Here is a 13,513-nt window from a genome sequence, read left to right on the forward strand (position 1 = left end):
ACGCTGGCGGGTGTTCGCGTACCGGTCGCGCACCCGGAGTGAACCACCACCCACATGAAGGTGAACTCTTGGCAACGTACATCCGAGAGCTCTCTCACAGGCTTGTGGGCTGCGTGAACAGTCCACCTAACCTGGAGCCATGGACGTGAACGCGGCAGTCGCCGCAGCCAGTGCGATCGCCGGTCTGCTGACCGGCGTGATCGCTGTGCTCGCGTTTCGCTGGAGCGAGCGGGAGCTGTCCCGCCCGACTCGTACCGCACTGCGCTCCGATCAGAGCACCGCCGTGCTGCCGCCCGGCGTGGACACCGTGCTGTCGGTGCTCCGCTCCTCGGCGGTCGTCCTCGACGAGGGCGACACGGTGGTCAAGGCCAGCTCGGCGGCATACGCCCTCGGACTGGTCCGCGGCGGCCGGCTGGCCGTCGACCAGATGCTGCAGATGGCCCGCGAGACCCGGCGGGACGGCGAGATACGGCAGGTGGAACTGGACCTGCCGCGGCGCGGCGCGAGCCGCGGCGAGGGACTGGCGGTCTCCGCCCGCGTGGCCCCGCTGGGCTCGCGGCTGGTGCTGCTGCTCGTCGAGGACCTCACCGAGGCCCGCCGGATCGAAGCGGTGCGCAGGGACTTCGTGGCGAACGTGAGCCACGAGCTGAAGACGCCGGTCGGCGCCCTGTCCCTGCTGTCCGAGGCCGTGATGGACGCGGCCGACGACCCCGAGGCGGTCAACCGCTTCGCCGGCCGGATGCAGATCGAGGCGACCCGCCTCACCAGCCTGGTGCAGGAGATCATCGACCTGTCCCGGGTGCAGAACGACGACCTGCTCGACGACGCCGAGCCGGTCGCCGTGGACGACCTCGTCGCCGAGGCGGTCGACCGCTGCCGCCACCAGGCCAACACCAAACAGATCACCATGGCCACCGGAACCACCCCCGACCTGTTCATCTGGGGAAATCGGGGCCAGCTCGCCGCCGCCCTCGGCAACCTCGTCGAGAACGCCGTCAACTACAGTCCGGCCCGCACCCGGGTCGGCATAGCCGGGCGCCGGATCAGCGTGCCCGGAGGCACCTCACGGGCCGCCGGCTCGGGGGGAGGGGACCTCATCGAGATCTCCGTGACGGACCAGGGCATCGGCATCTCCGAGAAGGACCGCGAACGGATCTTCGAGCGCTTCTACCGGGTGGACCCGGCGCGCTCGCGGGCCACCGGCGGTACCGGGCTCGGCCTGTCCATCGTCAAGCACGTGGCCGCCTCGCACGGCGGGGAGGTCGCGGTGTGGAGCGCCGAGGGCCAGGGCTCCACCTTCACGCTGCGGCTCCCCGAGGCCGGCATCGCCCGTGACAGGGCGCTCCAGCAGGGTCTCGACCCCGACGCCGAGGTGGATCCGGAATCGGGCGACGAGCCCGCCGACGAGCCCACCGCGGATCAGCTTTTCCAGACTCTCCCCGAACACATCCCCGCCCCGGAGGTCCTTCCGTGACCCGCGTACTCGTCGTCGAGGACGAAGAGTCCTTCAGCGACGCGCTGTCCTACATGCTCCGCAAGGAGGGCTTCGAGGTCGCCATCTCCGCGACCGGGCCCGACGGTCTGGACGAGTTCGAGCGCAACGGCGCCGACCTGGTCCTGCTCGACCTGATGCTGCCGGGCCTGCCCGGCACCGAGGTCTGCCGCCAACTGCGCCTCAAGTCCAATGTCCCGGTGATCATGGTGACCGCCAAGGACAGCGAGATCGACAAGGTCGTCGGCCTCGAGATAGGCGCCGACGACTACGTCACCAAGCCGTTCTCCTCCCGGGAACTGGTCGCCCGGATCCGCGCGGTGCTCCGCCGCCGCGGTGAGCCCGAGGAGGTGTCGCCGGCGGCCCTGGAGGCCGGCCCGGTCCGGATGGACGTGGACCGGCACGTCGTCACCGTCGGCGGCGGCAAGGTCGACCTGCCGCTCAAGGAGTTCGACCTGCTGGAGATGCTGCTCCGCAACGCGGGCCGGGTGCTCACCCGGATGCAGCTGATCGACCGGGTCTGGGGCGCCGACTACGTCGGCGACACCAAGACCCTCGACGTCCACGTCAAGCGCCTGCGGGCCAAGATCGAGCCGGACCCGGGCGCGCCGCGCTACCTGGTGACGGTGCGCGGCCTGGGCTACAAGTTCGAGCCCTAAGAAAGATCCGGCGGAACACCGGAACTCCGGAACACCGCAATACGGCATCAGGGGAAGGGCCCGGCGAATCCGCCGGGCCCTTCCCCTGATGAATTCCTCGTGAACTCGAGGACGTCACGGCGCGGGTGACGCCGTGACGCTGCTCACGCGGTCGGCGTCGCGGTGGCCGGCGTGGTGGGCGTCGCCGGCGTGTTGGGCTTGGTGGTCGGCGTGGTGGTGCCGGTCGGCAGCGGGGTCGCCGTGCCGGGCGTCGAGCTGGGGCCGTACGGCTGGAAGTAGCTGACCGCGGGCACCACGCTGACGGGCAGGCTCAGCGCACCGGCCTGGCTGAAAGTGAACGTCGCCTGCTGCACGTCGCCGTTGCGCAGCGACTCGCCGCCGGCCTCGATGATGGCGGACGGGTTGCCCTTGCCGCCGAGCAGCAGCGAGCCGTGCGGCGGGATGACCACGGTGGAGCTGCCGTCGGCAGCCTTCAGGGTGGCGCTCACGGTGCCGGCCAGGGCGATCGACTGCAGCGCCTGGGGCGCCGCTCCGTTGTTGAAGACCCGGGCCGTGACGCTGGCCGGGCCGGTCGGATCGGTGAGCACGAACGCGTTCTGCACCTTGACGTTGCCGGTGCTGGAGGCGGCGCTGTCCGGCTTGACCTCCAGGGTCTGCGCGTCGTTCCCGGCGGCGCATGCGGCAGCGAGGGGAGCGAGCGAGAGCGCGAGTACGGCGGCGAGGGCGCCGCGACGGAAGCTGCTGCGGACCACGGCGGCGGCATCTCCTTGGGCAGGTACCTAGCAGGTATCGGAAGATCTTCTAGCGGCCTTAGATTACCGAGCCGTCCAGCAGACCGCGCACCGGCCCCGCCTTTAAGGTGATCACTTCCCCGGCCGGATTTCCATGACTGTGCAAAATTGGATCTTCCTCACGCCGCTGGCCCGAACGGAGTAGCGATCGGCCACTCCTGCGGGGGTGACAAACCAGGACGTATCGCCCCTTGTTCGGAGGCATCCGGGCCTGTGACGGCCGTGTTTCAGGCGTCGTGAATACCGGCTCCGACCTGCGGATACCCCTGCCGCGAGGTACCGCGCAGCACGTTCCGGGGTCGCTTGTCAAGCCCCGAGATATGCCCTGACCTGCGAAAACGCCATTCAGATGAGGCCGTTCCCGTGTTACCCTGGATAGCCACGGAAGGGGTACCTGTCACATGACGTTCAAGGTTGGCGACACCGTGGTCTATCCCCATCACGGGGCCGCGCTGATCGAGGCCATCGAAATTCGCCAGATCAAAGGCGTGGACAAGACCTACTTGGTGCTCAAGGTCGCCCAGGGCGACTTGACGGTGCGTGTGCCCGCGGACAATGCGGAGTTCGTCGGCGTGCGCGACGTTGTCGGTCAGGAGGGTCTGGACCGGGTCTTCGAGGTGCTGCGCGCGCCGTACACCGAGGAGCCCACCAACTGGTCCCGCCGATACAAGGCAAATCTGGAGAAGCTCGCCTCCGGCGATGTCATCAAGGTCGCGGAAGTCGTGCGTGACCTGTGGCGTCGCGAGCGTGAGCGCGGCCTGTCGGCCGGCGAGAAGCGCATGCTCGCCAAGGCGCGGCAGATCCTGGTCAGCGAGCTGGCTCTCGCGGAGAACACCAACGAGGACAAGGCCGAGGCGCTGCTCGACGAGGTCCTCGCGTCGTAAGACCGTCCCCTTTCGGACGCTCTCGTGTCGCGCTTCTGACGGTGTGCCGCCTGCACACCGACGTTGGGGTACCGACCTACGCAGACGCATCCCCCGGACACCGCCGGGGGACACCGCCGCGGCACCCGGCCGAGCGCAATCGCCGGGTGCTGCGGCATGCTTGTGCTCGCGCTCCCCGGGACTTCACGGAAGGGGTCCCGAGAACGCGGTGCCCGGCACGTTGAGTGCGATACCCATCTCATACAAGGACACAAACCTGCGTACCGCAGCCGTCATTCCCGCCGCCGGACGTGGCGTCCGGCTGGGCCCCGGCGCGCCCAAGGCGCTGCGCACCCTGGGCGGGGTCCCGATCCTCGTCCACGCGGTGCGCGCGATGGCCCGCGCCCGCGCCGTCCAGGTGATCGTCGTGGTGGCTCCGCCCGAGGGCGCCGCCGAGGTCAGGGCGCTGCTCGACGCCCACGGCCTGCCCGAGTCCACGGACATAAGGGTGGTGCCGGGCGGCGAGTCCCGGCAGGAGTCCGTGCGGCTGGGCCTGGCCGCGCTGCCCGAGGACGTCGACGTGGTCCTGGTCCACGACGCGGCCCGGCCCCTGGTGCCGGTCGAGACCGTCGAGTCCGTGGTGGAGGCGGTGCGCGGCGGTGCCGCCGCCGTCGTCCCCGGACTGCCCGCGGCCGACACGGTCAAGAGCGTGGACCCGGAGACCGGGATCGTCACCGGCACCCCGGACCGCTCCCTGCTGCGGGTCGTGCAGACCCCGCAGGGCTTCGACCGGGCCACGCTCGCCAAGGCGCACGCCACCGTCACCCGCGACGTCACCGACGACGCGAGCATGGTCGAGCAGCTCGGCGTGCCGGTGCTGGTCGTGCCGGGGCACGAGGAGGCGTTCAAGGTGACGCGCCCGCTGGACCTGGTGCTCGCCGAGGCCGTCCTCGCCCGCCGGAGGGCCACCGATGCCTACTGAGCCCGCCGCCTCCGCGGCCGCCTCGGCCACTCCTGTCGGCCGCCCGGCGCTGCCGCAGGTCGGCATCGGCACCGACATCCACGCCTTCGAGGAGGGCCGCGAGCTGTGGTGCGCGGGCCTGCTGTGGGAGGGCGAGGGGCCGGGGCTCGCCGGCCACTCCGATGCCGACGTGGTCGCGCACGCCGCCTGCAACGCGCTGTTCTCCGCGGCCGGCCTCGGCGACCTGGGCGCCCACTTCGGCACCGGCCGCCCCGAGTGGTCGGGCGCGTCCGGCGTCGCGCTGCTCACCGAGGCGGCCCGCATCGTCCGCGCCGCCGGCTTCGAGATCGGCAACGTCGCCGTCCAGGTGGTCGGCCGGCGCCCGAAGATCGGCAAGCGGCGGGACGAGGCGCAGCAGGTGCTGTCCGCGGCGGTCGGCGCACCGGTCGCGGTGAGCGCGGCCACCACCGACGGGCTCGGCTTCACCGGCCGGGACGAGGGCCTCGCCGCGATCGCCACGGCGCTGGTGGTGCGGGTCTGACCTCGCCGCCGGACGCCGCGGCCGCGGCGGTGAACGCCGCTTCAGCCGCACCCCGGCCGGGCTCGACCGATCCGCGCGAGGCACCCGTCCGGGGCCGATACCCTTGGTGCGTGACTATTCGCCTGTACGACACCAACGCGCGCCAGGTCCGTGACTTCACCCCGCTCAGGCCGGGCTGCGTCTCGATCTACCTGTGCGGCGCCACCGTGCAGGCCGCCCCGCACATCGGGCACATCAGGTCGGGGCTCAACTTCGACATCCTCCAGCGGTGGTTCCGCTACCGCGGCTACGACGTCACCTTCATCCGCAACGTCACCGACATCGACGACAAGATCATCCGGAAGTCGGCCGAGCAGGGCCGCCCGTGGTGGGCCATCGGCTACGAGAACGAGCGCGCGTTCAACGCGGGCTACGACGTCCTCGGCTGCCAGCCGCCCACCTACGAGCCCCGGGCGACCGGCCACGTGCCCGAGATGATCGAGATGATGCAGGGCCTCATCGAGCGCGGCCACGCCTATGTCGCCGACGGCAACGTCTACTTCGACGTGCGCTCGTACGCCGACTACCTGGAGCTGTCCAACCAGGAGCTGGACAACCTGCGGCAGCCCGAGGGCGAGGGCGAGACCGGCAAGCGCGACCAGCGCGACTTCGCCATGTGGAAGGCGGCGAAGCCCGGCGAGCCGTCCTGGGACACCCCGTGGGGCCGCGGCCGGCCCGGCTGGCACCTGGAGTGCTCGGCGATGGCCCACAAGTACCTGGGCAGCGCCTTCGACATCCACGGCGGCGGCATCGACCTGATCTTCCCGCACCACGAGAACGAGATCGCCCAGGCGAAGGCGTACGGCGACGAGTTCGCGCAGTACTGGGTGCACAACGCCTGGGTCACCATGAGCGGCGAGAAGATGAGCAAGTCGCTCGGCAATTCGGTGCTGGTGTCCGAGATGGTGAGGAACTGGCGCCCGATCGTGCTCCGGTACTACCTGGGCACCCCGCACTACCGCTCCATGATCGAGTACAGCGAGGAGGCGCTGCGGGAGGCCGAGGCCGCGTTCGCGCGGATCGAGGGCTTCGTGCAGCGCGTCACGGAGAAGGCCGGGAAGCACGTGCCGCCGGCCGCCGAGGTGCCGCCGGCCTTCGCCGAGGCGATGGACGACGACCTGGGCGTGCCGCAGGCGCTCGCGGTGGTGCACACCACCGTCCGCCAGGGCAACAGCGCGCTGAACGCCGACGACAAGGAATCGGCGGTCGCGCGGCTGGCCGAAGTCCGTGCGATGCTCGGAGTACTGGGTCTCGACCCGCTGGACCCGCACTGGACCGGCGCGGACCGCGGCGACGACCTGCACGGCGTCGTGGACTCCCTCGTCACGCTGGTGCTGGAGCAGCGGCAGTCGGCCCGGTCCCGCAAGGACTACGCCACCGCCGACGCGATCCGCGACCGGCTCGTCCAGGCGGGCCTGGAGATCGAGGACACGCCTACCGGGTCCCGCTGGACCTTGCAGGGGTGACCGCCCCGGGCCCGGGGGAGGCCCTCGGGCCGGGGGTGACCCCGGCCCCTCGCGGGGCCGACACGGCACCGCACGACGTTAGTTGAGCTTCACCGAAGAATGAGAGTGCCTCCCATGGCCGGCAACAGCCAGCGCAGGAACCGCCGTACGACCAACAAGAAGGGCGCCACGGTCGGCAGTGGCGGGCAGCGGCGCCGGGGCCTGGAAGGCAAGGGGCCGACGCCGCCCGCCGAGATGCGCAAGGGCCACAAGAAGAACCGCGTGGCCAACGCACAGGCCAAGCGGGCGGTTTCGGCCCAGTCGCGGCGGCCGTCGGGCCGCGGCGCCAAGGCCACCGCCGAACTGGTCGTCGGCCGCAACCCGGTGGTGGAGGCGCTGCGCGCCGACATCCCGGCGACAGCGGTCTACGTGCAGCAGTACATCGAGAACGACGACCGGGTGCGCGAGGCCGTCCAGCTCGCCGCCGACCGCGGCGTCCCGCTGCTGGAGGCCGCCCGGCCCGAACTCGACCGGATCACCGCAGGACTGAACCACCAGGGCCTGGTGCTGCAGATCCCGCCGTACGAGTACGCGCACCCCGACGACCTGGTCGTCGAGGCCACCGACCGCGGCGAGGACCCGCTGATCGTCGCCCTCGACGGCGTCACCGACCCGCGCAACCTCGGCGCCGTGGTCCGCTCCGTGGCCGCGTTCGGCGGGCACGGCGTGGTGGTGCCGGAGCGGCGTGCGGCCGGGATGACGGCCGGCGCGTGGAAGACATCGGCGGGCACCGCGGCCCGGGTGCCGGTGGCCAGGGCCACCAACCTCACCCGGACCCTGGAGGCGTACCAGAAGGCCGGTCTCACCGTCGTCGGCCTGGCCGCCGACGGCGACGTCGAACTCCAGGACCTGGAGCTGCTGTCCGGGCCCGTCGTGATCGTCGCGGGCAGCGAGGGCAAGGGCCTGTCGCGGCTGGTCGGCGAGACCTGCGACCTGCGCGTGCGGATCCCGATGCCGGGCGGCGCCGAGTCGCTGAACGCCGGTGTGGCCGCGGGCGTCGTGCTCTACGAGGCGTCGCGCCGCCGCGCGTGACCCGCGCGTGACGCGTGCCTGACCCGGCGGTCCTGAGGCCGCCGGGACCTGGCCCGCGGGCCGCGGGGCGGGAACCCCCGATTGTCGGAGCGCCGACACGATGACGCTCCGAGGCCGTTTCTAAACGGTGTGTCACTCGGTTAGTTGAGCGTGGACACCAGAACACCCCGCACTCCCACGGGGGGAGGCGCGCCCGGTTACGACGAGCGTGTGCTGACGATGCCTCGGGTGCCGAGCGACCCCGCGCAGGTCATCGTCAACCACGCGAGCTTCCGGGTGAGGCTCGGGGCGACCTCGACCCGTGCCCTCGGCCTCGACGACACCGCCAGCATCCCGGTCGTGCCCCAGAGCACCGGGCGGCGCAGGGCGCCGGTGGTCTGGTCCGGGCAGGGCGCCTCCGGCGACGCCCTGGCGGGCGAGCTGTTCCAGGCGGTGCACCGCGCCGACTCGGGCGCGGCGACCCAGGTGCTGCCGCGGATCGACGAGACGACCGTGCTGCCGACCGTCGTGGGCCAGCGCACCGGCGGCGACGTCCCCACCGGCCTGCTGCCGCGCCCCTACGGGCCCGCGGACGGCGAGCGCTACGGCGGCGGGTACCGGGAGGCGTACGCGCCGCCCTACGAGACGTACGACGACGGGCAGCCCGGGCAGGCCGACGCGTACCCCGGCGCGGGCGACCGCGAGCCGGTGGTCGGCCGGCGCGGCGGCCGCACCGACAGCGGCGGCTTCGGCGACGGCGATGCCGGCCGGTACGCGGCGGACGCGTACGGCGCGGAGCCCGAGCGCCGGCCGCGCAACCGACGCGGCGAGCCGGTCAAGCACGCCTGGTACCCCGGCCGCCGGATGAACCTCGGCATCGTGCTGCTGCCGCTGCGGGTGTTCCTCGGCTTCGTCTCGATCTACGCCGGCATGGGCAAGCTGTGCGACCGCGTCTACTTCGACGGCGGCCAGCGCGGCTCGATGGTCACCTGGCTGCGGTCGCTGCACCCCTGGGCGCTCGCCGAGCCGCTGCGCGACGCCGCGCTCAACCACCCCGTCGGGGCCGGCCTGAGCATCGCCTTCCTGCAGGTCGTCGTCGGCGTGCTGACCGTCTTCGGCCTGTGGCAGCGGGTCGCCGCCACCATCGGCGCGGCCCTGTCGGTGGCGCTGCTGGTGACGGTGAGCTGGCGCACCGTCCCGGTCTACGACGCCCCCGACTTCATCTACCTGGCCGCCTGGAGCCCGCTCGTCATCGCCGGCGCCCCGGTCTACTCCGTCGACGGGCGGCTCGCCTCCGACGCCTGGCGCACCCTCGGCCCCCGCGTGGACCTGTGGGACCTGCGGCGCCGGGTGCTGCGCCGCGGCGCCGTGCTCGCCACCGTCGTCATCGGCCTGACGCTGCTCATCGGCTCGGTGCTGGGCGCCGCGGTGCGCGCCAGCAGCACCCACCTCGACCGGCCCGACCCCCAGGTCACACCCACCAACAACCTGCCGGGCTCGCCGCTCCCCGAGGTCTCCGGCGGCGACAGCGCCGGCACCGGCGGCTCACCGGCGCCGACGTCCCCGACCGCGGCGCCCACGAAGACCCACAAGCCGCCCGCGGCGCACACCCCGTCGGCCGTCGTCCCGCCGACCCACCGGCCGACCAGCCACAGCACCGGCAGCGGCAGCAGCGGCGGTTCGGGCGGCGGCTCGACGAGCACGGCGCCCGGCGGCTCCGGCTCCTCCTCAGGCGGCGGCTCGCAGGACCCGACCGGCTCTGCACCCACCCACCAGGCCCCGCCCCCGCCGTCCCAGCCCGCCCCCAAGCCCACCCAGCCCGGCGCGATCGGCGGCCTCCTCGGCAGCGGCTCGCCCACCGGCCTCCTCCTCGGCCTGCCTTCCGGCGGGGCGGGCGAGGGCTCGGGCGGCGGGTCGGGGGGAACTGATCGCGTGGCGTAGGGGGCGAGGGGGCGTAGCTTGCAATGTGGACGGATCGGCTGGGCGTGATCGGTGGGCGTAGCTCGCAGCGTGGACGATTCGGCTGGACGTGATCGGTTGCCCGAGTCCGCAGAGTGGACGTCCTGGCCCCTTATTGCCGCGCCCTCGCCTCCGGGCCCTTAGATCCGGTGTCTGCCGGTCGATCGTGCTCGGCCCGCTCGTTCCTCACGGGCCTGCGCGCGTTCTCCCTCTAGACACCGGCGGGCCCTTCGGCTCGGGCGCTACAAAAACGGGTGAGGCAGGACGCTTCGAATGTTCGCAGGGTTCGCTGTCAGGGTGACCCTGGACTACCTGTCTGGGGTGCCCCATGGGCCCGCACCAATTCTCCCGGTTGCTCCGTGTAGGCATCGAGCCAAAGGGCCCGCCGGTGTCTAGAGGGAGAACGCGCGCAGTGAGCGCAGCGAGCGAGCACGATCGACCGGCAGACACCGGGTCTAAGGGCCCGGCGGCGAGAGGCCGGCAGAAAGGGGCCGGCAAAAAATCAGGCCGTGCCGAGTTCTTTGGCGGCCTCGGTGAGGTCCTTGGCGGTGTCGATGGCGCGCCAGTAGGCGCCCTGGGGGATGGGGAAGCCGGCCAGGCGGCGTTCCCTGGCGAGGCGGGGGAAGGTGGTGCGCTCGTGGTCGCCCTGGTCCGGGAGCATCGTGGTGAACTCGGGCGAGAAGACGTACACGCCGGCGTTGATCAGGAACGGCGACGGCGGTGCCTCGATGAAGTCCAGCACCTGGCCGAACTCGTTGGTCTCCACCGCGCCCCACGGGATCCGGGGGCGGGCCAGGGCGAGCGTGGCGACCGCGTCCCGCTCCTCGTGGAAGGCGGCCATCTCGCGCAGCGAGAACCGGGTCCAGATGTCGCCGTTGGTGGCGTACCAGAGCTCGTCGGAGCGGGGGAGTGAGGCCGCGGCGTACTTCAGGCCGCCGCCGCGGCCCAGCGGCTCGTGCTCGACGACCGTGGTGACGTTCAGCGGCAGCGGGGTGGCGTCGAGCCATTCCTGGAGCACGTCCGCGAGGTGGCCGCAGGAGACCACCGCGTCCGTGACGCCCTCGGCGGCGAGCCACGCGAGCTGGTGGCCGATGATCGGCGTTCCGGTGCCGGGGATCTCGACCATGGGCTTGGGCCGGTCGTCGGTGTAGGGGCGCAGCCGCGAGCCCTGACCGCCGGCCAGGAGCACGGCCTGCGTGACCGGTTTGACGGGGGTGTGAGCGTGATGCTGGGCGGGCGTCATGCAGCGCACCTTATGCGACGAGGGCGTGCGGCCCGCGGAGGGTGGGCCGCACGCCCTTCATGTGCCGGGTCGGGGGCACGGGCGTCGCAGGGGTTCCGGCGGCCTGCCGGGGGTCTACCGGGGGACTGCCGGGGGCATTCAGCCGACGGAGGCGACGCCCGTGGCGAAGGCGGTGTCGCACACCGGCCGCGACCACGCCTGGGCCCGGCGGGTGACGCCGTCGTACTTGGCGACGGCCGCGCGGCCCAGCGAACGGGCGAGGGAGACGCAGTACTTCGCGAGCGACGGGTGCTGGGCCATGGCGATCTGCAGATCGGTCAGGGCCACGCCCGGGTCCTTCTCCTGGAGTTCGGCCAGGAGGCGCTGGCGCAGCGCCTCCTGGGGCGACGTCGCGGCCTTCGCGGCCGCCACCTGCTGCGTGCTCTTCGCTGAGGCGGTCAGCACCTGCGCCTCGGAGGAGGAGGCCGCCCACGGGACGCGGGTGACGGCGAGCGTCCCCGACAGGACGAGAACGACCGGAAGAACGAGAGCGAATGTCTTGCCGAGACGGCGAGCTACCTGGTTCACGCATCGGATGGTAGCGACTGGTGATGATTTGGCGACATTTAGTCACCCTCACGAGGGAGGGGAACCGGGGCGGGTGGCGGGCGCAGGTTGACGAACGCACCCGAAAAGCCGGATATGGGGCGGTATGGGAGTGGGCGGGGTGCGGGCGCACCGGGTGCGGGAACGGGCACGAAAAAGCGGCCGGCCGGCACGCACGGGGTGTGCGTACCGGCCGGCCGCCCTGTCGGACGTGGCGACGTTCGCCCGGTGGGCGACGCCTGCGTCAGTCGCTGAGGCGCTCGCCGGTGGAGGTGGCGAAGACGTGGCTCTCGCCGGCCTTCGGGACGACGTGCAGCACGGCGCCCTTCTCCGGGATCTCGCGGCCGCCGACCCGGATGACCAGGTCCTTGTGCTCGCCGCCGACCTCCGCGGAGCCGTACACGAAACCGTCGGCGCCGAGCTCCTCGACGACGTTCACGGTCACGGCCAGGCCCGCCGGGCCGTCCTTGGAGAGCGAGCCGCTCTCGCCGTTGACGATCTCGAAGTGCTCGGGGCGCACGCCGACGGTGACCGTGCGGTCGCCCTTGTCGGCGGCGGCCTGGACGGCCTCGCGCGCCACGTTCACCACGGAGTTGCCGAACTTCACGCCGCCGTCGGTGATCGGCACCTCGACCAGGTTCATCGCCGGGGAGCCGATGAAGCCCGCGACGAAGAGGTTGGCCGGCTTGTCGTACATGTTGCGCGGGCTGTCGACCTGCTGCAGGAGGCCGTCCTTGAGCACCGCGACGCGGTCGCCCATGGTCATGGCCTCGACCTGGTCGTGGGTGACGTACACCGTGGTGACGCCCAGGCGGCGCTGCAGGCTGGCGATCTGGGTACGGGTCTGCACACGGAGCTTGGCGTCGAGGTTCGACAGCGGCTCGTCCATGAGGAAGACCTGGGGCTCACGGACGATCGCGCGGCCCATCGCGACACGCTGGCGCTGACCACCGGACAGGGCCTTCGGCTTGCGGCCCAGGTACTCGGTGAGGTCGAGGATCTTGGCGGCCTCTTCGACGCGCTTGCGGATCTCGGCCTTGTTGACGCCGGCGATCTTCAGGGCGAAGCCCATGTTGTCCGCGACGGTCATGTGCGGGTACAGCGCGTAGTTCTGGAACACCATCGCGATGTCCCGGTCCTTCGGCGGCAGGTGCGTGACGTCGCGGTCACCGATGCGGATGGCGCCGGCGTTGACGTCCTCGAGCCCCGCGAGCATGCGGAGCGAGGTCGACTTGCCGCAGCCGGAGGGGCCGACGAGAACCAGGAACTCGCCGTCCCCGACCTCGATCTCGAGCCCGTCGACGGCGGGCTTGTCGCCACCCGGGTAGATGCGGGTCGCCTTGTCGAATGTGACAGTTGCCATGACTGAGTGCAGTCCCTTCACCGGCAGGAACGTGCCGGACGATCCGAGTAAAGGTCTGGTCCACCGTGCGCGGACCTGCCGTGACGCTACCTGCCGGAACGCCCCTTGTCACCAGGCCCCCGTCCCTGATTTCCCCCTGACCTCCCCTGGCCGTCCCTCCCGGACCCGTCCGCGGGACCCCGCCCCGCCCACCCCCGGCCCCGGTACACTGCGACTGCGCCTCCTTAGCTCAGCTGGCCAGAGCACCGCTCTTGTAAAGCGGGGGTCGTCGGTTCGAACCCGACAGGGGGCTCGCGCAAAAGGGCCAGGCCGGAGCGGTTGTCTCCGGTGCCTGGCCCTTCGTCGTGACCGGGGTCACGCCCTCCAGATGCGGGTGGATCAGCGCGGCCCGCGTGCTTGCCGCGGCCGTGGGTGCCGGTGCTCAGGCGTGGTCAACCACCCCGGGGGGTAAGGCCGTTACAGGATGCGGGCGACGGGGGCGTCGAGGGTGGAGGGACGGGT

12 protein-coding genes and 1 tRNA gene are annotated in these 13,513 nt (G+C 72.0%); 9 read left to right on the top strand and 4 right to left on the bottom strand.

What is annotated here, in order from left to right; all coding sequences use genetic code 11:
• Positions 1–139: 139 nt before the first annotated feature.
• Positions 140–1,474 carry a sensor histidine kinase gene (locus ACH4TG_RS35950; RefSeq protein ID WP_398246873.1) on the top strand — a complete coding sequence of 445 codons (1,335 nt, stop codon included), beginning with the start codon at positions 140–142 and terminating at the stop codon, positions 1,472–1,474.
• Entirely contained in the window at positions 1,471–2,151 is a 681-nt protein-coding gene (locus ACH4TG_RS35955; RefSeq protein WP_222965041.1) for a response regulator transcription factor, read from the top strand. The genes ACH4TG_RS35950 and ACH4TG_RS35955 overlap by 4 nt, the downstream gene beginning before the upstream one ends.
• Positions 2,152–2,294: 143 nt before the next feature.
• Here ACH4TG_RS35955 and ACH4TG_RS35960 read toward each other — a convergent pair whose 3' ends face one another.
• Positions 2,295–2,903: a DUF461 domain-containing protein gene (locus ACH4TG_RS35960; RefSeq protein WP_398246874.1), complete on the bottom strand. Its 609-nt coding sequence runs from the start codon at positions 2,901–2,903 to the stop codon at positions 2,295–2,297.
• Positions 2,904–3,343: 440 nt separating this feature from the next.
• Here ACH4TG_RS35960 and ACH4TG_RS35965 point away from each other — a divergent pair, with 440 nt between their 5' ends.
• From ACH4TG_RS35965 to ACH4TG_RS35990, 6 genes are all read left to right on the top strand, one after another.
• On the top strand, positions 3,344–3,826 hold the full coding sequence (locus ACH4TG_RS35965) for a CarD family transcriptional regulator (protein WP_033174074.1): 483 nt from the start codon (positions 3,344–3,346) through the stop codon (positions 3,824–3,826).
• 220 nt (positions 3,827–4,046) lie between these two features.
• A complete protein-coding gene (ispD, locus tag ACH4TG_RS35970) occupies positions 4,047–4,787 on the top strand; it encodes a 2-C-methyl-D-erythritol 4-phosphate cytidylyltransferase (protein ID WP_398246875.1) in 741 nt (246 codons plus the stop codon).
• On the top strand, positions 4,777–5,307 hold the full coding sequence (gene ispF, locus ACH4TG_RS35975; protein ID WP_398246876.1) for a 2-C-methyl-D-erythritol 2,4-cyclodiphosphate synthase: 531 nt from the start codon (positions 4,777–4,779) through the stop codon (positions 5,305–5,307). The genes ispD and ispF overlap by 11 nt, the downstream gene beginning before the upstream one ends.
• A gap of 110 nt (positions 5,308–5,417) precedes the next feature.
• A complete protein-coding gene (cysS, locus tag ACH4TG_RS35980; RefSeq protein ID WP_398246877.1) occupies positions 5,418–6,812 on the top strand; it encodes a cysteine--tRNA ligase in 1,395 nt (464 codons plus the stop codon).
• Positions 6,813–6,926: 114 nt separating this feature from the next.
• Complete coding sequence (gene rlmB / locus ACH4TG_RS35985; protein WP_398246878.1) at positions 6,927–7,883, top strand: 23S rRNA (guanosine(2251)-2'-O)-methyltransferase RlmB; 957 nt, start codon at positions 6,927–6,929, stop codon at positions 7,881–7,883.
• 150 nt (positions 7,884–8,033) lie between these two features.
• Entirely contained in the window at positions 8,034–9,803 is a 1,770-nt protein-coding gene (locus ACH4TG_RS35990) for a DoxX family membrane protein (protein WP_398246879.1), read from the top strand.
• A gap of 520 nt (positions 9,804–10,323) precedes the next feature.
• Here ACH4TG_RS35990 and ACH4TG_RS35995 read toward each other — a convergent pair.
• The 3 genes from ACH4TG_RS35995 to ACH4TG_RS36005 all read right to left on the bottom strand — a co-directional run bounded on the left by ACH4TG_RS35995 (position 10,324) and on the right by ACH4TG_RS36005 (position 13,012).
• Positions 10,324–11,064: an NDP-sugar synthase gene (locus ACH4TG_RS35995; protein ID WP_398246880.1), complete on the bottom strand. Its 741-nt coding sequence runs from the start codon at positions 11,062–11,064 to the stop codon at positions 10,324–10,326.
• Between the two features lie 138 nt (positions 11,065–11,202).
• Positions 11,203–11,631, bottom strand: a complete 429-nt coding sequence (locus ACH4TG_RS36000) for a hypothetical protein (RefSeq protein ID WP_398246881.1) — start codon at positions 11,629–11,631, stop codon at positions 11,203–11,205.
• 262 nt (positions 11,632–11,893) lie between these two features.
• On the bottom strand, positions 11,894–13,012 hold the full coding sequence (locus tag ACH4TG_RS36005) for an ABC transporter ATP-binding protein (protein WP_398246882.1): 1,119 nt from the start codon (positions 13,010–13,012) through the stop codon (positions 11,894–11,896).
• 218 nt (positions 13,013–13,230) lie between these two features.
• Between ACH4TG_RS36005 and ACH4TG_RS36010 the strand changes: the two genes are divergently transcribed.
• Positions 13,231–13,304: transfer RNA gene (locus ACH4TG_RS36010), tRNA-Thr, on the top strand.
• The last annotated feature ends 209 nt before the right edge of the window (positions 13,305–13,513 follow it).

Source organism: Streptomyces sp. NPDC020917 (assembly GCF_044333795.1).
GTDB lineage: Bacteria > Actinomycetota > Actinomycetes > Streptomycetales > Streptomycetaceae > Actinacidiphila.